This window comes from Qipengyuania sp. SS22 (genome assembly GCF_025736935.1).
In the GTDB taxonomy this organism is placed as follows: domain Bacteria; phylum Pseudomonadota; class Alphaproteobacteria; order Sphingomonadales; family Sphingomonadaceae; genus Qipengyuania.
This window is the reverse complement of the sequence record NZ_CP107048.1, coordinates 2340452-2359392: the sequence shown is the minus strand read 5'-3', so window position 1 is coordinate 2359392 and position 18941 is coordinate 2340452. Positions and strand designations below refer to the sequence as shown.

The 18941-nt window shown below is 64.9% G+C and carries 22 protein-coding genes; 10 read left to right on the top strand and 12 right to left on the bottom strand.

The window, feature by feature from the left end; translation table 11 throughout:
* Positions 1 to 26: 26 nt before the first annotated feature.
* Positions 27 to 1046 (top strand): GTP cyclohydrolase II, encoded by a 1020-nt coding sequence (gene ribA / locus N6L26_RS11795; protein ID WP_263605752.1) that lies wholly within the window; start codon positions 27 to 29, stop codon positions 1044 to 1046.
* Complete coding sequence (locus tag N6L26_RS11790; RefSeq protein WP_263605751.1) at positions 1043 to 1558, top strand: GNAT family N-acetyltransferase; 516 nt, start codon at positions 1043 to 1045, stop codon at positions 1556 to 1558. Before ribA ends, N6L26_RS11790 begins: the two co-directional genes overlap by 4 nt.
* Here the strand turns inward: N6L26_RS11790 and N6L26_RS11785 are convergent.
* From N6L26_RS11785 to recQ, 5 genes are all read right to left on the bottom strand, one after another.
* Positions 1536 to 2522: a right-handed parallel beta-helix repeat-containing protein gene (locus tag N6L26_RS11785; RefSeq protein ID WP_263605750.1), complete on the bottom strand. Its 987-nt coding sequence runs from the start codon at positions 2520 to 2522 to the stop codon at positions 1536 to 1538. The genes N6L26_RS11790 and N6L26_RS11785 overlap by 23 nt on opposite strands.
* 61 nt (positions 2523 to 2583) lie before the next feature.
* Positions 2584 to 2847: a hypothetical protein gene (locus tag N6L26_RS11780; protein ID WP_263605749.1), complete on the bottom strand. Its 264-nt coding sequence runs from the start codon at positions 2845 to 2847 to the stop codon at positions 2584 to 2586.
* A gap of 114 nt (positions 2848 to 2961) precedes the next feature.
* On the bottom strand, positions 2962 to 3153 hold the full coding sequence (locus N6L26_RS11775) for a toxin-antitoxin system HicB family antitoxin (RefSeq protein WP_263605748.1): 192 nt from the start codon (positions 3151 to 3153) through the stop codon (positions 2962 to 2964).
* A gap of 22 nt (positions 3154 to 3175) precedes the next feature.
* Positions 3176 to 4090 carry an SPFH domain-containing protein gene (locus N6L26_RS11770; RefSeq protein WP_263605747.1) on the bottom strand — a complete coding sequence of 305 codons (915 nt, stop codon included), beginning with the start codon at positions 4088 to 4090 and terminating at the stop codon, positions 3176 to 3178.
* Positions 4091 to 4142: 52 nt separating this feature from the next.
* Complete coding sequence (gene recQ / locus N6L26_RS11765; protein ID WP_263605746.1) at positions 4143 to 5912, bottom strand: DNA helicase RecQ; 1770 nt, start codon at positions 5910 to 5912, stop codon at positions 4143 to 4145.
* Between the two features lie 116 nt (positions 5913 to 6028).
* Here recQ and N6L26_RS11760 point away from each other — a divergent pair, with 116 nt between their 5' ends.
* From N6L26_RS11760 to N6L26_RS11735, 6 genes are all read left to right on the top strand, one after another.
* Positions 6029 to 6319: a hypothetical protein gene (locus N6L26_RS11760; RefSeq protein WP_263605745.1), complete on the top strand. Its 291-nt coding sequence runs from the start codon at positions 6029 to 6031 to the stop codon at positions 6317 to 6319.
* Between the two features lie 92 nt (positions 6320 to 6411).
* Positions 6412 to 6684 (top strand): hypothetical protein, encoded by a 273-nt coding sequence (locus N6L26_RS11755; protein WP_263605744.1) that lies wholly within the window; start codon positions 6412 to 6414, stop codon positions 6682 to 6684.
* Entirely contained in the window at positions 6677 to 7861 is a 1185-nt protein-coding gene (locus N6L26_RS11750) for an acyl-CoA dehydrogenase family protein (protein ID WP_263605743.1), read from the top strand. Before N6L26_RS11755 ends, N6L26_RS11750 begins: the two co-directional genes overlap by 8 nt.
* Positions 7862 to 7864: 3 nt before the next feature.
* Entirely contained in the window at positions 7865 to 9103 is a 1239-nt protein-coding gene (locus N6L26_RS11745) for a CoA transferase (RefSeq protein ID WP_263605742.1), read from the top strand.
* 3 nt (positions 9104 to 9106) lie between these two features.
* Positions 9107 to 10339: an acetyl-CoA C-acetyltransferase gene (locus N6L26_RS11740; RefSeq protein WP_263605741.1), complete on the top strand. Its 1233-nt coding sequence runs from the start codon at positions 9107 to 9109 to the stop codon at positions 10337 to 10339.
* Positions 10339 to 11193, top strand: a complete 855-nt coding sequence (locus tag N6L26_RS11735; protein ID WP_263605740.1) for a MaoC family dehydratase N-terminal domain-containing protein — start codon at positions 10339 to 10341, stop codon at positions 11191 to 11193. The genes N6L26_RS11740 and N6L26_RS11735 overlap by 1 nt, the downstream gene beginning before the upstream one ends.
* Before the next feature lie 43 nt (positions 11194 to 11236).
* Here the strand turns inward: N6L26_RS11735 and ppk2 are convergent, their stop codons facing one another.
* Positions 11237 to 12007, bottom strand: a complete 771-nt coding sequence (gene ppk2 / locus N6L26_RS11730; protein WP_263605739.1) for a polyphosphate kinase 2 — start codon at positions 12005 to 12007, stop codon at positions 11237 to 11239.
* Between the two features lie 58 nt (positions 12008 to 12065).
* Between ppk2 and phhA the strand changes: the two genes are divergently transcribed.
* A complete protein-coding gene (gene phhA / locus N6L26_RS11725) occupies positions 12066 to 13004 on the top strand; it encodes a phenylalanine 4-monooxygenase (RefSeq protein WP_263605738.1) in 939 nt (312 codons plus the stop codon).
* A gap of 88 nt (positions 13005 to 13092) precedes the next feature.
* Here phhA and N6L26_RS11720 read toward each other — a convergent pair whose 3' ends face one another.
* The 5 genes from N6L26_RS11720 to N6L26_RS11700 all read right to left on the bottom strand — a co-directional run bounded on the left by N6L26_RS11720 (position 13093) and on the right by N6L26_RS11700 (position 16926).
* The gene (locus N6L26_RS11720; RefSeq protein WP_263605737.1) at positions 13093 to 13344 is read right to left on the bottom strand and encodes a hypothetical protein; all 252 of its coding nucleotides are present in this window, start codon (positions 13342 to 13344) and stop codon (positions 13093 to 13095) included.
* 204 nt (positions 13345 to 13548) lie between these two features.
* The gene (locus N6L26_RS11715) at positions 13549 to 13806 is read right to left on the bottom strand and encodes a hypothetical protein (RefSeq protein WP_253521399.1); all 258 of its coding nucleotides are present in this window, start codon (positions 13804 to 13806) and stop codon (positions 13549 to 13551) included.
* A gap of 79 nt (positions 13807 to 13885) precedes the next feature.
* On the bottom strand, positions 13886 to 14140 hold the full coding sequence (locus N6L26_RS11710; RefSeq protein WP_263605736.1) for a GlsB/YeaQ/YmgE family stress response membrane protein: 255 nt from the start codon (positions 14138 to 14140) through the stop codon (positions 13886 to 13888).
* Positions 14141 to 14238: 98 nt separating this feature from the next.
* Complete coding sequence (locus N6L26_RS11705; protein WP_263605735.1) at positions 14239 to 15054, bottom strand: undecaprenyl-diphosphate phosphatase; 816 nt, start codon at positions 15052 to 15054, stop codon at positions 14239 to 14241.
* Positions 15055 to 15096: 42 nt separating this feature from the next.
* Positions 15097 to 16926 carry an ABC transporter transmembrane domain-containing protein gene (locus N6L26_RS11700; protein WP_412071329.1) on the bottom strand — a complete coding sequence of 610 codons (1830 nt, stop codon included), beginning with the start codon at positions 16924 to 16926 and terminating at the stop codon, positions 15097 to 15099.
* 164 nt (positions 16927 to 17090) lie between these two features.
* Between N6L26_RS11700 and N6L26_RS11695 the strand changes: the two genes are divergently transcribed.
* On the top strand, positions 17091 to 18329 hold the full coding sequence (locus N6L26_RS11695; RefSeq protein ID WP_263605734.1) for a polyhydroxyalkanoate depolymerase: 1239 nt from the start codon (positions 17091 to 17093) through the stop codon (positions 18327 to 18329).
* Positions 18330 to 18334: 5 nt separating this feature from the next.
* On the opposite strand, the gene N6L26_RS11690 is transcribed toward N6L26_RS11695, so the two are convergent.
* On the bottom strand, positions 18335 to 18937 hold the full coding sequence (locus tag N6L26_RS11690; protein ID WP_263605733.1) for a DUF4126 domain-containing protein: 603 nt from the start codon (positions 18935 to 18937) through the stop codon (positions 18335 to 18337).
* Positions 18938 to 18941: the final 4 nt, after the last annotated feature.

Below are 18941 nucleotides of genomic sequence, written 5' to 3'. Positions count from 1 at the left end.
CTCCTTCACGGCGCGCGGCGCAAGCGGTGGACGCGCTGCGCCACGGCTGGCCGCTCGCCATCGAAGGAGCCCCGCGGCTGCAACCGGTCGAAACCGCCTTCGGCGAACTCGCAGGATCGGCCATGCTGATATCCGCCACGCGCGCGGCGACGCTCAAGCTGGCCAACCAGATCGAAGCCGCCGCGCCGCGCCAGCCGGTGCTGATGCGCGGTGCCGACCCGTTCGACCTGCCCGCCGCGCTGGCGGTTGCCGATCCCGCGCTCGACATGGCCAAGCCGCTCAAAGGGCCGTTCAAGGCGCTGGCGCTCGAATGGGAGGAGCAGGCACGCGCCGCGCTCGAACTCGCCCGTCTCGCCGGCGTGCTGCCCGCCTTTTTGGTCGACCCGGAAAATGCCGGCGAAGCGGTGGCGCTGACCGCTGCCGACGTCGGCGCTTTTACCGATGCCGCGCGGCTGCAGATCGCCTCGCGCGCGCGGCTGCCCGTGGCCGCCGCCGCCGATGCGCGGATCGTCGCCTTCCGCAGTCCCGATGACACGCGCGAGCATGTCGCGCTGATCATCGGCGAGCAATCGGCCGACCGCATTCCGCTGGTCCGGCTGCATTCGGAATGCCTCACGGGCGATATCCTCGGCAGCCTCAAATGCGATTGCGGCCCGCAACTCGCCGCCGCGCTACAGGCTATGGCCGCCGAGGCCGAGGAGGGCGGCTGGGGCGTCCTGCTGTATATGCGACAGGAAGGCCGCGGGATCGGCATCATCAACAAGCTGCGCGCCTACCGCCTGCAGGATCAGGGCTTCGACACGGTCGATGCCAACACGCGGCTTGGTCTGCCCGACGAAGCACGCGATTTCCCCACTGCGGCGCGCATGCTGGAGTTGCTCAATGTCGGGGCAATAAGGCTGATGACCAACAATCCGGCCAAGGTCGCCACGCTCGAGGCGGAAGGTGTGTCCATCACCGAGCGCGTGCCGCATGCGCTGCCCGACAATCCGCACAACGCGCATTACCTCGCGACCAAACGTGACCGGTCGGGACATCTGATTTGAGCGCCATCGCGATCCGGCCCGAACGCAGCTGTGATGCACCGACGATCTTCGCGCTGACCGAAGCGGCGTTCCGCGACATGCCCTATGCCGGTGGCGACGAGCAGCAACTGGTCGACCGGCTGCGCGCCGATGGCGACCTGGCGCTGTCGCTGGTCGCCGAGGATACGGCGCGGATCGTCGGCCATGCCGCATTTTCGCCGGTCACCATTTCCGATGGCAGCGAGGGGTGGTTCGGGCTCGGCCCGGTCAGCGTCTCGCCCGAACTGCAACGGCAGGGCATCGGTTCGGCGCTGATCAAGCGCGGCATTGCCGATCTGCGCGAAAGCGGCGGGCACGGGATCGTGCTGGTCGGCGATCCGGCCTATTACGCGCGCTTCGGTTTCGAATGCGATTCCGCGCTGCGCTACGACGGGGCGGAGCCCCGCTATTTCCAGCGTTTGGTGCTTGAAGGCGACGCGCCGCGCGGCGCGGTGACTTTCGCCCCGGCGTTCAGCGCCGCTCGAAGCGCCTGACGTTGCTGCCGAGCCTGTTGTTCTCGATCACCAGCGCGTCATTGGTCCAGTCGGCAATGAAGGCCGGGCTGCGCGACAGCCCCGGGACCATCCGCGCATCGTTATCGGCAATGACCAGCCCGTCGGACGTGTAACGTGCGCCTTCGGCGCCGATGGCGATCATCGTCGACCAGTTTTCCTTGTCGCGCCCCTGGACGAACCAGTTGCCGCGAATCGCGCCGGTCCCGCCATTGGGCAGGTCGATCAGGTAATTGGTACCGTGGCCGTTGGCATCGTCGAAACTGTTGCCTTCGATCACGATCCGCGCCGCACGCGACTTGAGGTAATGGCCGCCGGTGCCCTGTTCGAACCGGCTGCGCGTCACGGTGACGCTGCCGTAATCGCCGGCATAGATCGAATGGGCGCAGCCGCCCGAATTTTCGCAAGTGCCCAGCCGGGTGAAGGTCGATTTGTCGACCACCAGCTCGCTGTCGACGCCATTGGTGGTCAAGATCCCCTGCTGGCTGTCACGGAACCAGCTTTGCGACACGCGCAGCGGCCCCTCTTCAAGACGGATGCCCGCGCCATTGCCGTCGGCAACCGCGATATCGGCGAAAACCAGCCCTTCGACGCTGGCAGCGCGACCGCGCAGCACCAGCGATGCCTTGCCTTCGCACGCCTTGCCGCCAAGCAGCGCTTCACCCGGCTGTTCGGCGCGGAAATGGACCACGCCCTCGCTCTGTACCGCGCACTCGTTCCAATTGCCGGAAGCAATCACCACCGTGCCCTCGCGATTGCCGATCGCATCGACCGCAGCCTGCAGCGAACCATAGCCGCGGCCGGTCTCGGCGACGGTAAAGCTGGGCGATCCGCCGGTCTGCGCCAGCACCGCGGCCAGCGGGATAGCGCTGACCGCCATCGCGGCGATCGCAGCGAGAAGCCAGCGCGGAAGGCGCGAGGCGGGGGAGACGAATGGCGAAACCATAGTCAACGCCTAGGGTATAATGGTTAACGCAGTGATAAGTCCCGTGCCCGGGATGAGACCCTCAATCGTCTTTGCCCCACCGCCAGCGCCAGCCGCCACGCGTTTTCAAAGCTGCGACATAAACCAGTGCTGCGGTAGCAACGGAGCCGAGGAGGATAGCCCCAGCCAACCCTACTTCCGCATTCCATGCCGCCAAGCCGACGCACAGCAAGAGCACCGCGAGGTAGCCCGTCAGCAGCGCCCAGCCCTGCCAGGCAATCGGCAGACCCGCACCATAGCCATGGCTCTTGGGTGCGAACCATGCGCCGTCGTCACGCTCGTTCACTCACCTGCCCCCCTATCGCGTGTCATCAAATCCGCCCCGACCGCAACGGCCGCGGGCGGGCCGCCCACCGCTGCCAGCAGGACAACCGCGCTCAGCCAGTGAGGGACTGTCATCTCATTCCTCCTTCTTCGGCCGGCCGCGCTTGAGCGGTTTCGACACCGGCACCTTGATCCCGCGCTTCGCCAGCGACTCGCGCAGCAACATCTCGATCTGGGCATTGGCGCTGCGTAGCTCGCTCGCGGCAAGCCGCTCTATCGCGGCGTGGACCGCCGGATCGAGGCGCAGGGCGAAGGCCTTCTTTGTCATCGGACCGAAGCTCCACGCATGCCTATTGGTAGAGCGAGCCCGCGTTGATCACCGGGTGCACGTCCTTCTCGCCGCACAGCACGACCATCAGGTTGCTGACCATCGCCGCGCGGCGTTCGTCATCGAGTTCGACGATATCGTCCTGCGCGAGCTTGGTCAGCGCATCCTCGACCATGCCGACCGCGCCAAGCACGATCTTGGCCCGCGCCGCAATGATCGCATCCGCCTGCTGGCGCTTGAGCATCGCGCTGGCGATTTCGCTGGCATAGGCGAGGTGAGTCAGGCCCGCTTCGTCGACGATGATACCCGCGACCTTCAACCGGTCGTTGAGTTCCTCGAGCAATTCGCGATTGATGACGTCCGCGCCGCCGCGCAGCGTGACTTCCTCGCCTTCGAAATCGTCATAGGGATGGCGCGAGCCGACCGTGCGCAGACCCGCTTCGATCTGGATGTTCACGAATTCCTTGTAATCGTCGACATCGAAACTTGCCTCCGCGCTGTCGGCGACGCGCCAGACGACATTGCAGGCGATCTCGATCGGATTGCCGCGCAAATCGTTGATCTTCACGCGTTCCGAATGGATATTGTGCGCGCGCACCGAAAGCTTGTTCTTGGTCATCCACGGCCAGATCCAGCGCAGCCCCTCGCGCCGCTCGGTCCCGCGATATTCGCCGAACAGGGTGATCACCGCGGCCTGGTTGGGCTGGATCATGAAAAATCCGGCGGCGAGAAACGCCAGCACGAGGATCGGCAGGACGAGCAGGCCGACGAAGGTGAGCTTGGCCGCCTTGTCCGCGCCGTCCATCGGCACATTTCCGGCAACGTTCCATATTACCAGCACCAGCAAGACCAGGATCAGCGCCAGCATGGGATAGCCGCTGAAGCTTGAGCCTGCCTGTTCGCTACTGGTCTTCATTCCCCTGAGTTCGACGGTCATATCGTTCCTCCAATAATTATGATATCATTTTTATATCACTGGAGGTCCGGATTCAATGCTCGGCGATCGCGCGCAGGAATTGCTCGCCATAGGCCTCGAGCTTTTTCGCCCCGATGCCGGGGAGCCGACCCAGCGCGGCGAGCGTGGTTGGCCGCGCGCTGGCCATCTCGCGCAGCGTCGAATCGTGGAAGACGACATAGGGCGGCACCTGCGCCTCTTCGGCCAGTTCCTTGCGCAGCGCGCGCAGCGCTTCGAACAGCGGATCGCCCACCGGATTGGGTGTCGCATCGCCGCGGCGACGGCGCTGGCGCTTGGGCGGGACGACGATGGCGACCGCGCTCTCGCCGGTCAGGATCGCGCGCGCCGAGCCGCCCAGCGCCAGTCCGCCATGTTCGGTGGCGACCAGGTCCCCGCGGGCCTGCAAGGCGCGAGACAATGGCTGAAGCAGAGCCGCTTCTTCCCCTTCGACGATACCGAAAACAGTCAGCCGGTCATGCCCGCGCTGGCGCACGCGCTCGTCTTCGCTCCCGGTCAGCACTTTCTGCAGATGGCCCATGCCGAAGCTCTGCCCCGTGCGGTACACTGCCGACAGCAGCTTGCGCGCCAGCTCGGTGACATCGGTCACGCTCGGCTGTTCGAGGCAATTGTCGCAATTGCCGCAAGTCGCGGGCGGATCCTCGCCAAAATGGCGTAGCAGCACCGCGCGGCGGCAGGCGGCGGTTTCGACCAACCCGGCAAGCGCATCAAGGCGAGCGCGCTCGGCAGCGCGGCGCCCCTCGTCGACTTCGGCGAGCCGCTGGCGCGCGGTGGCGAAATCGCCCGCGCCCCAGAACATCACCGCCTGGCTGGGATCGCCATCGCGGCCCGCACGGCCGGTTTCCTGGTAATAGCCCTCGATCGACTTGGGCACGCCGACATGCGCGACGAAGCGGACGTCGGGCTTGTCGATCCCCATGCCGAAAGCGACCGTCGCGACGATCACCATGTCCTCGCTCGTCACGAACGCCGCCTGGTTGGCAGCGCGCGTCCCCGCATCGAGGCCCGCGTGATAGGGCAGCACCGCGCGCCCTGTGGCCGCGGCGAGCTTGTCCGCCAGATCCTCGACCTTGCGCCGCGTCGGGGCGTAGACGATCCCCGGACCGGGCGCAGCAGCCATCAGATCGGTCAGCTGGCGCACCGGATTGTCGCGGTGGCGGATCGCGTAGCGGATATTGGGCCGATCAAACCCCGCGAGCACCAGCCCGTCCTCGGGAATGCCAAGCTGCGCCATGACATCGGCGCGGGTCTGCTTGTCTGCGGTGGCGGTCAGCGCCAGCCGCGGAACTTGCGGGAAGGCATCGAGCATGCCGCGCAGCATGCGGTAGTCGGGGCGGAAATCATGCCCCCACTCGGACACGCAATGCGCCTCGTCGATGGCGAACAGGCACAGCGGGGCACTGCTCAGCAAGTCGCGGAAACCCTGCTGGCTGGCACGTTCCGGCGCGACATAGAGCAAGTCCAGTTCGCCCGCGCGGAAAGCGTCCTGCGTTTCGCGCCAGTCGGCATCGGCGCTGGTCAGCGTGGCGGCGCGAATGCCATTAGCGCGTGCGCTGCGCAGCTGGTCGTGCATCAGTGCGATCAGCGGGCTGATCACCACGCAAGTGCCCTCCAGCATCACCGCGGGGAGCTGGTAGGTCAGCGACTTGCCCGCCCCGGTGGGCATCACCGCCAGCGTCGAATCGCCTGACAGTACGCGCGCGACCACCTCTTCCTGCCGCCCGCGGAAGCGATCGAAGCCAAAGGTCTCCTTCAGCGATTGTCCTGCGCGCGCGATCCCGGTCATGCCCGCCTGATGACAGAAGGAGGCGCACGCGCAACCGGTCGCGGGCGATTTTCCCCTTGCCCCGCGCCCCGCGGTTGCGCTTTACCCGCGCGACCCATCACCGGAGTAGAGAAACCATGAACTTCCGTATCGCCCTGACCGCCGCCGCCACGCTCGCCCTTGCCGCCTGCGGCAGCACCGAAGACGCCTCGACCGAAGCCGAAGCTGACACCGTCGAAATCGCCGCCGACGACGCGCTGGCCGATGTCGAAGCCGAGCCGGTCGAAGACCCCGCAGCCAATGACGTGGTCGCCGAAACCCCCGACCTGAGCCCGAACGAGACGGCGCAGATCCAGGAAGCCGGCGACAATGCAGCCGATACTGCCGCAGCGGCGATGGACGCCATGGCGCAAGACGCCAGCAACTGAGCTTCAAGCGGGCGGGCCTCGCGGCTCGCCCGCGCCCAGCCGCGCCGTAGCGTCCTTTGCGCGCGGCGCATGTGCGCCTAGCTTCCGCAGCCATGAACCGATTCATCCCGCTCCTCGCCTTGCTCACGCTGTCTGCCTGTTCCGGGTATGAGGAGGATACCGAACCCGTCGGCGCGGTGACGCAGAACGAGGCCGAAGCGCTCGACGATGCCGCCGAGATGATCGAGCAGCGCCGCCTGCCCGAAGGCGTGGTCCCGCCCGCCGAGCCGGAAGGCTTCGATGGCGCCCCCGCAGGCAAGATGCCGTCCGCTGCAGCCCCGCAGGAAACGGGCGGCCCGGAACAGATGGAGCTTCCCGATGAGTGACGCCGTCCACCCCGGCATGGATGCCGAGACTTTCGACCAGTTTCTCGAACAGCTCGAACGCTATGTCCGCGAGCGGCTGATTCCGGCCGAGAAGGACGTCATCGCCGACGACCGGATCCCCGACGAGATCGTCGCGGAAATGAAAGAGATGGGACTGTTCGGCCTGACCGTGCCCGAGGAGTTTGGCGGCGCGGGGCTGAACATCACGCAATATGCCAAGGTCGTGAAGGCCATGGCCTATGCCGCGCCCGCCTATCGCTCGATCTTCTCGATCAATGTCGGCATGTTCAATTCGGCGATCAAGAATGGCGGAACCGAGGCGCAGAAGGCCGAGTGGTGGCCGAAGATCGCCGGGGGCGCGATTGCCTGCTTCGGCCTGACCGAGCCCGGTTCGGGGAGCGACAGCGCCGCGATGGCGACCACCGCCAAGCCCGATCCCGATGGCAACGGCTGGATCCTCAACGGGACCAAGCGCTACATCACCAATGCCCCGCATGCCGAGGTCGGACTGATCATGGCGCGCACCGAGAAAGACGCGCTGCCCAAGAATGCGCATGTCAGCGCCTTCATCGTGCCCATGAATACGCCGGGCGTATCGACCGGCAGCCCCGATGAGAAAATGGGCCAGGCCGGCAGCCATATCTCCGACGTCATGCTCGACGATGTCCATGTGCCGGGCGATGCCCTGCTCGGCGGCGAAACCGGCCAGGGTTTCCGCTTCGCCATGATGAGCCTCGACAATGGCCGTATCTCGGTTGGCGCGGCGAGCACCGGCTATGCGCGCCGCGCGCTCGATTCGGCGCTCAAATACGCCAATGAGCGGCAGGCCTTCGGCGAACCGATCGCCAATTTCCAGCTGATCCAGCAGATGCTGTCCGAAAGCTGGACCGAGATCTACGCCGCCGAGGCGATGATGGCCGATGTCACCGCACGCGTTGATCGCGGCGAGAACACGGTCAAGCACGCCGCTGCCTTCAAGGTTTTCGCCTCCGAAATGTGCGGCCGCGTGGTCGACCGCGTGGTGCAGATCTATGGCGGTGCGGGCTATCTCGCCGAATACGACGCCGAACGTTTCTTCCGCGATGCGCGTATCTACCGCATTTACGAGGGCACGACGCAGATCCTCCAGCTGCAGATCGCCAAGCACATGCTGCGCGATTACGCGGCCGGATTGTAACGGGTGTACCAGCTCCTCAACGATCTGAGCATCATCGAAGCCTCGAGCTTCGTCGCCTCGCCCACTGCCGGGCTCTATTGCGCACAGATGGGCGCCGAGGTGATCCGCGTCGATCACAAGCAGGGCGGGCTCGATTACGATCGCTACATGCTGACCAAGGAAGGCCGCTCGCTCAGCTGGGAGAACCTCAACCGGGCGAAGAAATCGGTCGCGCTCGACCTGCGCAGCGGCGAGGGGCGCGAATTGCTGGTCGCGCTGTCGGCCAACACGGGCAATCTGATTACCAATCTGCCCGAGAAAAGCTTCCTCGGGCATGACGCCATAGCCGCGCAGCAGCCCGATACCGCGCCCGACCTGGTCAGCGTGCGGATCATGGGCTGGCACGACGGGCGGCAGGCGATGGATTTCACCGTCAACGCGGCGAGCGGTTACCCGCTGATGTGCGGCCCCGAGGACTGGGACATGGCTACCGCGCCGCCGGTCAACCAGGTGCTTCCCGCATGGGATTTCATCACTGGCGCCTATTGCGCCTTCGCCCTGCTTGCCGCGCTGCGTCACCGCGATGCCACGGGTGAAGGCAGCGAATTGCGTGTGCCATTGGGCGACGTCGCGATCGGGACGATGGCCAATAGCGGGGCAATGGCCGAAATGCTCTATCGCGGCGATGATCGCGAACGGCTGGGCAATGCGATCTGGGGCGCATTCGGGCGCGACTTCCGCAGCCGTGACGGCGTGCGGTTCATGGTTGCTGCGCTGACGGCAAAGCAATGGGACGGGCTCGTCGCCGCCTTTGATCTCGCCGAGCGGATCACCGCGCTGGAAGCCGAGCTCGGCGTACGCTTCACCGACGGCGACCGCCCGCGGTTCGAGCACCGTCACCGGCTGTTCGCGCTGTTCCAGGAGCGTGCGGACACGATGGACTGGGCGGATCTTTCCGCCACCCTTGCGGCGCATGGCACCACCTTCGAACGATACCGGACGATGCACGAGGCCGCGAACGACGCCCAACTGGTTGGCGACAATCCGCTGTTCGAGACCTCGCCCGTCAATCCGAGCGGGTTCGAATATCCGGCCACGCGCAGCTTTGCGAATATCCCTTCGCGCGAAGCCGGTGCACCCGCGCCCGCGCCCTATCTGGGCGAGCATACCGAGGAAGTGCTGGCCGAGCGGCTCGGCCTGTCCTCAGGCGTGATCGGCGATCTCGTCGATCGTGACATCGCCCGCCTCTCCGACAAGGATTAAGCCATGACGACACTCCGCCGCGTAGCCATCTGCAAGCCCCTGCGTACACCGGTGGGCAAGTTTCTGGGCAGCCTCGCCCCGCTCGAGGCCGGCCAGCTCGGCGCGGTTATCATCAAGGCGCTGGTCGAACGCAGCGGCGTCGACCCCATGCGCGTCGACGATGTCGTCTTCAGCCAGGGTTACGGCAGCGGCGAGGCCCCCGCGATCGGGCGCTGGAGCTGGCTGGCGGCGGGCTATCCGATCGAAGTCCCCGGCTTCCAGCTCGACCGGCGCTGCGGCTCGGGCCTGCAGGCGGTCGCGACTGCGGCGATGATGGTGCAGACCGGTGTGGCCGATTGCGTCCTCGCGGGCGGGGTCGAGAGCATGTCCAATGTCGAGCATTACACTACCAAGGCGCGCCAAGGCGCACGGATGGGCGACATGGTGCTGTGGGACCGCCTGACGCGCGGACGCCTGATGAGCCAGCCGATCGAACGCTTTGGTGTCATCACCGGCATGATCGAAACCGCTGAAAATCTCGCCAAGGATTACGACATCAGCCGCGAGGCAGCCGATGAATTCGCTGTGCGGAGCCATCAGAACGCCGCCCGCGCCTGGACCGAAGGCAAGTTCGACGACCAGCTGGTCCCGGTCGAAATTCCGCAGCGGCGCGGCGATCCGGTGGTCTTCGCGCGCGACGAGGGTTTCCGCGAGGACGCCAGCATGGACACACTGGGCAAGCTGCGCGCGATCGACGGCAAACGCGATGCAGACGCTATCGTGACGGCGGGCAATGCCAGCCAGCAGAACGACGCCGCCGCAGCCTGCCTGGTGGTGGCAGAGGACAAGGTGGAGGAATTGGGTCTCGAACCGATCCTGTGGTTCCATTCGTGGAGCGCGGCCGGCTGCGATCCCAGCCGGATGGGGATCGGCCCCGTTCCCGCGGTCGAACGGCTGTTCTCCAAGACCAACATGGGCTGGGACGATATCGGGCTGATCGAACTCAACGAGGCTTTCGCCCCGCAGGCGCTCGCGGTGCTGAAGGGTTGGGGTTTCGCCGAGGACGACAGCCGCCGCGACCTCGTCAACGTCAATGGCTCGGGCATCTCGCTCGGCCACCCGATCGGCGCGACGGGGATTCGCATCCTCGCAGACATGGCGCATGAAATGCAACGCCGCGAAGTGCGCTACGGACTCGAAACCATGTGCATCGGCGGCGGTCAGGGCATGGCGGCGGTGTTCGAGCGCGCTGCCTGATGGCAAAGTTTGCCGACTGGATCGGCCGCGAACAGCGCGCCGCCGACCGGCTCGATCCGGCACTGGCTGCCCGCTGGTACGCCACCTTCGACCGCGCTGCGCCGACCGACGCAGCGATGCCGCAAGGCATCCACTTCTGCCTCTGCACACCCGAGGCGCGGACCGGGCAGCTTGGTCCCGACGGCCATCCCCTGCGGGAGAACGACCCGGCGAGCTTCCTGCCCCCGATCCCGCTGCCCCGGCGCATGTGGGCATCGAGCGCGATCAACTTTGACGCACCGATCGCCGTGGGCGCGGCGGTCGAGCGCGTCAGCCGCGTCGTCTCGGTCACGCCAAAATCGGGCAGCCGGGGCGATATGGTCTTCGTCGAAATCGATCACGAAACCAGCGCCGACGGCATTCGCGCGGTTACCGAGCGGCAGACCGCGGTCTATCTCGACACGCTGGCAAATGATGCGCCCTTGTCCCCGCCCGAACCGACCCCGGTTTCCTTCGACCCGCAAGGGTGGGACGTGCACCGCGAACTGGTGCCCGACGAGCGGCTGCTGTTTCGCTATTCCGCGCTGACCTTCAACACCCACCGCATCCACTACGATGCGCCCTATACGCGCGAGGTCGAACGTTATCGCGGGTTGGTGGTCCACGGTCCGCTGACGGCCAGCCTGCTGCTCCAGCTGGCCGGCGCGCACTCTGGCGAGAACCGCCTGACCCACTTCGCCTTTCGCGGGGTCAGCCCGGCGATTGCGGGCGAACCGCTCCACCTCGTGCTGCGCGGGGATGGCGAGGACATCGAGCTGGGTGCCTTTGCCGGCGATGGCCGCCAGGTGACCAGGGCGTCTGCTACTCTCCGTTAGCCTTTGCGAACAGCGAAGCGTCGCCTGCGACTTCTCGCAATGACTATTCGATGGGATAATCCGCGATCGGTTTCAGCACCGCATAGGTTTCGGCGCGCGGTTCGCGGCCCAACGCAGGAAAGTCGATCTCCGGCGGGACGACATGCGTATCGGGTAGCCGGCCGAGCAGGTCGCGTACCAGAGTCAAACGCCCGCGCTTCTGGTCGTTGAAGTCGACCAGGGTCCACGGGGCATGCGCGGTATGCGTCGCCGCCAGCATGGCTTCGCGTGCGTCGGTATAGGCATCGTAGCGATCGCGTGCGGCCAGATCGATCGGCGACAGCTTCCACCGTTTGAGCGGGTCCTCCAGCCGTTCGCGCAGCCGTTCTTCCTGCTGCGCCTGATCGGTGCCGAGCCAGTATTTGAACAACAGGATACCATCGTCGACCAGCATTTTCTCGAACGCGGGGACCTGATCGAGGAAACGCGCCACCTGCGCGTCGTCGGCATAGCCCATCACTTTCTCGACCCCGGCACGGTTGTACCAGCTGCGGTCGAACAGCACGATTTCCCCTGCACTGGGCAGATGATCGACATAGCGCTGGAAATACCACTGCGTCTGTTCGGCCTCGGTCGGCTTGGCGAGCGCGACGATATGGCACTGGCGCGGGTTGAGCTTTTCGGACACCGCCCGGATCGCACCGCCCTTGCCCGCAGTATCGCGCCCTTCGAACAGCACCACGATCCGCTGCCCTGTCGTCCGCGCCCACCGCGCCATGACGACCAGCTGCTCGCGCAGCGGCGCCATCGCCGCCTCATAGTGCTTGCGTTTCATCGCGCCTTGCTCCTGCCATTTGTATGCATGCGGCAATGATAGTATTAGCGCCAACCATATGGCTACACTTACACAGACCGAACAGGACTTTACCCAGCTGCCCGACCTTCCGGCGGACGTGTTCACCGCGCCGCTGAAGAAGCCCGAGCATGTCGGCGACGACTGGCTTGAACCCAAGCAGACCGACTATTCCGCCCAAAACGATGCGATCTGGAACGATCTGTTCGCGCGGCAGATGGCCGTGCTGCCCGGCCGCGCGGCGACGGCCTTCATGGCAGGGCTGGAGAAATTGAACCTCGACCGCGGGGGTGTGCCCGAGTTCGGCAAATTGTCCGAAGATCTCGACACGCTGACCGGGTGGAGCGTGGTGCCCGTGCCGATGCTGATCCCCGATCACGTGTTCTTCTGGCACCTGGCCAACCGGCGGTTCCCGGCAGGCAATTTCATCCGCACGCGCGAGACCTTCGATTACATCCAGGAACCCGACGTCTTCCACGACGTCTTCGGCCACGTCCCGATGCTGACCGATCCGGTCTACGCCGATTACATGCAGGAATATGGCCGCGCGGGCTGGAAAGCGATGCGCTACAACCGGCTCAAGGCGCTCGGTTCGCTGTACTGGTACACCGTCGAATTCGGGCTGCTGCAGGAAGCCGACGGGATCAAGGCCTATGGCGCGGGCATCCTCTCGGGCCCGACCGAGGTGGTCTATGCCACCGAGGCGCAGAGTCCCAACCGGATCATGCTCAATGTCGACCGCGTCATGCGCACCGATTACGTGATCAGCGATTTGCAGCCGACCTATTTCGTGATCGAGAGTTTCGAAGACCTCTATCGCCAGACGGTCGAGCGCGATTTCGACAAGCTGTACCGGAACCTGGGCGCGGGCTTCACCTATGCCAACACCGCGGTGATCGATGTCGACCATGTGGTGAACCGCGGCTCGCTCGAATATACGCAGCGCGGCGGGCGCGAGAGCGGCGCCAAGCCGGTCTGACGACAGCAGGGGCCAGGAAAACAGGGCCCGACGAAAAACGGCCCCGGATCGCTCCGGGGCCGCATGATCGAATAACGATCGACGATGCTTACATTTCGTCGATTTCGTCAGCCTGCTCTTCCATGGATTCTTCCATGGCGTCGGTCTGGTCGTCAATCGCGTCGGCCTGGTCTTCGGTGATTTCACCGGCTTCTTCCATGGCGTCAACCTGGTTGTCGCGAGCGTCTTCCATCTCTTCGATGTTTTCTTCAGCTTCGTTCTCGGCTGCGCTGTCGCAAGCGGCAAGGCCGAGGCTCATGGCAGCGGCAGAAGCGATGATCGTGGCTTTGGTGAACTTCATTACGTATCCCCTTTAACCTTTAGGTTCGCGCCGCGTCGCGACGCATGTGCACGCCGCGTATTCGAAATGCGGCGAGAATGTGATGAACGGGCGAATAGCCGCTCGGTTCCCACACAAATCCCAATGCGGCGATTGCCAACCACACATGCAAAAGCGGCCCGGAATCGCTTCCGGGCCGCTTGGTAACTCTTGCTGAAGAGCGTCTTAGTTGACGGCTTCTTCGAGACCTTCGGTCATCGCATCGGTGTCGCCTTCGGCGGCGTCTTCGATGTCGTCGGCTTCGGCTTCGATGGCGTCAGCTTCAGCGTCGGTGATTTCGCCGGCGTCTTCCATCGCGTCAGCTTCGTCTTCCATGGCTTCGGCCTGCTCTTCAGCGGCTTCTTCCTGCGGGCTGTCGCAAGCGGCAACGCCGAGGCTGAGGGCGGCGGCCGAGGCGATAATGGTAAGCTTGTTGAAGTTCATAGGTATTCCCCTTGGTATTCGAGACGCGAATCCATCCCGCGCCCGTTTGTAATGAATGCTAAGATTATGTGAAGCGTGTTCAGCGGTAAGCGCGCTGGCGGAACAGGTTGAACAAGCCGATCACCACGACCGAGCCGAGCACCGCCCACAGCAGCGCAACGCCGCTCACAGTGCCCAGAATGGCACCGTTACCCGCGACCATGCCAGTTACCAATGAGCCGAGCACACCGACCAGCGCATTGGCGAGGATATTCCGGCCATCCTCGATGCGCAGGATAATCGTCGCCAGCCACCCGAGCAGGGCGCCCACTACGATCAGGATCAGTAAGCCCATTGGTCTAACTCTCGCGTTTCACTCACTGGCGTTAAATCCGTTGCGAACCAAAAGTTCCGGCGCAGCGACAGAATTATGGCCGGACTGTGGCGCCAAGGCTACGCAAAGGTCAACCAGGCCAGCGCGGCACTGCCCGCGATGATGCGGTACCAGGCAAACGGCGTGAAGCCGCTATGGCTGACATAGGCCACGAACGCGCGGATCACGACCAGCGCGACGATGAAGCTGACGACGAAGCCAAGCGCGATATGGTCCCACCCGACCCGCGTCGCTCCGGTCATCATCGCACCGTATTTGGTCGCAACTTCGAGCGTGGTCGCACCGACCATGGTCGGCACGGCAAGGAAAAAGGAGAATTCGGCAGCCGTTTTGCGATTGATGCCCATGGCGAGTGCGCCCATGATCGTGGCACCCGACCGGCTGACGCCCGGGACCATCGCCAGACATTGTGCGAAACCGACGCCGAGTACCTTGCTCAGCGGCAAATCGGCCACGCCGCGGCCTTCATCGCGCGGCTTGGCAGCGCGTTCGATCACGATGATCGCCACACCGCCGACGATCAGCGCCCACGGCACGATCCCCGGATTGCCGAGCATGGCTTCGAAACTCTCATAGAGTGCGAAGCCGATTACCGCGCTGGGCAGAAAGCCGAGCAGGATGTTGCGTGCGAACATCAGCCCTTCGCGTTCGCGCTTGAGCACGCCCATGCCGGCCGACCAGAAGGTGCCCCAATATTGATAGACCACCGCGAGGATCGCACCGAGCTGGATGACGACGTTGAACATCGCCCATTCGTTCGGATCAGCACCCGACAGTTCGGTGGCGAGGATCAAGTGCCCGGTCGAGGACACGGGAATGAATTCTGTCAGCCCCTCGACGATGCCAAGAAAGATTGCGGTGAGATAGTCGTTCATTGCGGCAGTCCCCAAGGGAAAGGCGAGGCCGGAGTCAAGCGATCACGCGCTCTCGAGACCGAACTGCAGCGAAGCGAGCCGAGCATAAAGCCCGCCATTGCCCGACAATTGGTCGTGCGTGCCCTGCTCGACGATGCGGCCATCTTCCATCACCACGATCCGGTCGGAAGCGCGCACGGTCGACAGGCGATGCGCGATGACCAGCGTGGTGCGGTCCTCCATCAGATGTTCGAGTGCTTCCTGCACCAGCCGCTCGCTTTCGGCGTCGAGCGCGCTGGTCGCCTCGTCGAGCAACAGGATCGGCGCATCGCGCAGCAGCGCACGCGCGATGGCGATCCGCTGACGCTGGCCGCCCGACAGCTGGGTACCGCTCTCGCCGAGGTAGGTGTCGAGCCCCTGCGGCAGTTTCTCGAGGAATTCGGCGGCATTGGCAGCACGCGCGGCGGCCCAGATATCATTCTCGCTCGCCTCCCAATTCCCATAACGCAGATTGTCGCGCGCATTGGCGCTGAACAGGACGCCTTCCTGTGGGACATAGGCGATGCGGCGGCGAACTTCGGCGGGGTCGGCGCCGGTCAGCGGGATGCCGTCGATCCGGATCGAGCCCGCCTGCGGGTCGTAGAACCGCTCAGCAAGCTGGAAGATGGTCGATTTGCCTGCACCCGAGGGGCCGACGATAGCCACCGCTTCTCCCGGTTCGACCTCGAGGCTGAAATCGCTGATCGCCGGCGCTTCGGGCCGGGTCGGATAGCGGAAAGTGACATTGCGGAACGACAGGCTGCCGCGCGGCGGGACGGGCAGCTCCTGCGGGCGCTCGGGCGCGGTAATCGCGGGCTGCTCGTCGAGCAGTTCGGAAAGGCGGCTGGCCGCGCCGGCACCGCGCAGCAGATCGCCATATACCTCGGTCAGCGCGCCGATTGCGCCGGCCACTAGGCCTGCGGTAAGCACGAAGGCGGCAATCGTACCGCCCGAAATCGCGCCCTCACTGACCGCCTGCGCGCCGCGCCAGACCAGCAGGGTGATACCGCCAAACACCAGCAGGATGACAACCGCGGTCATCGCTGCCCGCAGGATCACCCGGCGCCGCGCCACGGCAAAGGTCCGCTCGACCGCCTCGCGGAACCGCCCGTGCTCGCGGCCTTCCTGGTTGAAACCCTGGACGATCTTCATCGCCGACAGGACTTCGGTGACCATCGCCCCGATATCGGCGACCCGATCCTGGCTAGTGCGCGAAACCTTGCGCAGCCGCCGCCCGAACAGCGTGATCGGGACGACGATTGCGGGAATGATGAGCAGCAGGCCCATGGTCAGTCCCGGCACGAGCCAGAACAGATACAACGTACCGCCGATCGCCATCAGCGCATTGCGCAGGGCAACCGAAACGGTGGTGCCGACGACCTGTTCGATCAGCGCTGTATCACTGGTCATGCGGCTCGAGATTTCCTTGGGGCTGTTCTCCTCGTAGAAACCCGGGGCAAGCTGCAGCAGGTTTTCCTGCACGCGCAGACGGATATCGGCGACCACGCGCTCGCCCAGCCAGCTGACGTAGTAAAAGCGCATCGCCGTACCTACCGCGAGCACGGCGACGATCATCAGCAGATAGCGGAACCAGCGCGCCATATCGTCGGCCGTGGCCCCTTCGGCAAAACCGCGGTCGATGACCATCTTGAACCCCGCCGGGATCGCGAGCGTCGCGCTGGCGGTAATGAACAGTGCGACCAGCGCCAGCGCGACGTGACCAGGATAATTCTTCCCCGCCTGCCACACCATGCGCAGGGGGCGCAGCGAACGCTGGCGCGGTGCGTCCTTGGCCGCGCGTTTGCGCGCGAACCGGCCGCGACCCTCGGTTTCCGTCTCGTCCTTGGCTGCCATGCGCATGCAATTAGGTCGGCGCGGCGCGAAAATCCACACTGCTGCATGCGCGAAGGCACATTTTAAGCTATTGTGCGTTGCACAATTACCAACCGGGCGGCAGGATGGCCGTCTTTACCCGGGCCGGAAACCGCATCATGCGCCGGACCAGCAGAGGATTCCTTTTGCTTTATCACGCCTATGAACTGCAGCGCAGCTGGCTGAATTCGGCCAGCACCATCGCCTCGATCGGGGTGGAAATGCTCAACAATCCGTCGAACCCGGTCAATCACATCGACCCGATGGGCTATCTGAATATCGGCCCGATGGCGGCCAGCGCGCTCGAAGTGTTCGCCCATGCCACTGCCACCTATGGCAAGCCGGGCTGGAACATCGAGACGGTCGAGGTCGACGGCACCTCCGATCCGGTGTTCGAGGCGTCCGTGGTCAACCGCCCCTTCGGCGATCTGAAGGAGTTCTACCGCGAAAACCTGCCCGAGGATGCGCCGCGCCTGCTGGTCGTCGCGCCGATGAGCGGCCATTACGCCACGCTGCTGCGCGGCACGGTCGAGCGGATGCTGCAGAACTATCGCGTATTCGTGACCGACTGGGCCGATGCCAAAACGGTGCCGCTGCACGAGGGCAATTTCGACCTCGACGATTACATGGATTACGTCATCGGCTTCCTCGAGCATATCGGTGAAGGTGCGCATATCATGGCGGTCTGCCAGCCCTCGGTGCCTGTGTTCGCCGCCACCGCGATAATGAACCGCGACAACCATCCCTGCACGCCGAGCACGCTCACGATGATGGGCGGGCCGATCGACACACGCTGTTCGCCGACCAGCGTCAACGACATGGCCATGGATCGCCCGATCGAATGGTTCCGCCACAATGTCATCGCCACCGTGCCGATGCAGTATCGCGGCGCGGGCCGGCGGGTCTATCCCGGCTTCATGCAATTGGCGGGCTTTATGAGCATGAATCTCGGCAATCACATGCAAAGCCATTACGAGATGTTCAAACACCTCACCGCGGGCGACGAGGCCAGCGCGCAGGCGACCAAGGATTTCTACGACGAATACCGCAGCGTCGCCGACATGACCGCCGAATTTTACCTGCAGACGGTGCAGGAGGTCTTCCAGGACCATGCGCTGCCCAACGGCACGTTCCTGCACCGCGGCAAGCGGGTCGATCTCGGCGACATCACGCGCACCGCGTTGCTGGCGATCGAGGGCGAGCGCGACGATATTTCGGGCCTCGGCCAGACCAAGGCCGCGCTCGACCTGACGCCCCGTCTCGATAGTGCGAAGAAGCGCTATTACATGGCCGAAGGCGCGGGCCATTACGGCATCTTCAACGGCAGCAAATGGCGCGACCGTATCGCCCCGGTGGTCGAGGAATTCATCGCCGAACACGGTTGACCCGGTCAGCCGGGCGGTGGCGGTTTTCGCTGTCCGAACAGCCTGCCGATGATCCGCCGCGCCAGCAGCAGCAACCACACAGTCAGGGCGAGCAGCACAATGGCGATCCCCGCGGCGATCAGCGGGAATTCATAGGCGAGATAGAGCAGCCCGACCGTAGCCACGTCCTCGGCGGTCGAGACAGCGATATTGCTGACCGGTTCCGGGCTGGCGTTGACCACGCCGCGCGCTTGCGCCTTGCCCGCATGCGCTGCAAAGCTCGCCCCGCCACCAAGCAGGAAGGCGATCACCTGTGTCGCTGGATCCGCCGGATCGATGATCGCCAGCGCCAGCAACGCGCCGCCCACGGGCCGCACGAATGTATGTGCCGCATCCCAGATCGAATCGAGCCACATCACCTTGTCGGCGAGGAATTCGGCAATCGCCGCCAGCGCCGCTGCGCCCATTACCCATGGGCTGGCGAGCACATCGAGAGCCGCGAGGTGTTCGGGCAGCGGCAACGCATCCAGCCGCATCGCCAGCCCGGTCGCGAAGATGCACAGATACAGCCGCCAGCCCGCCAACAGGCTGACGCTTCCCGCTACACCAATGATTTCCATGATGCCCAAACGC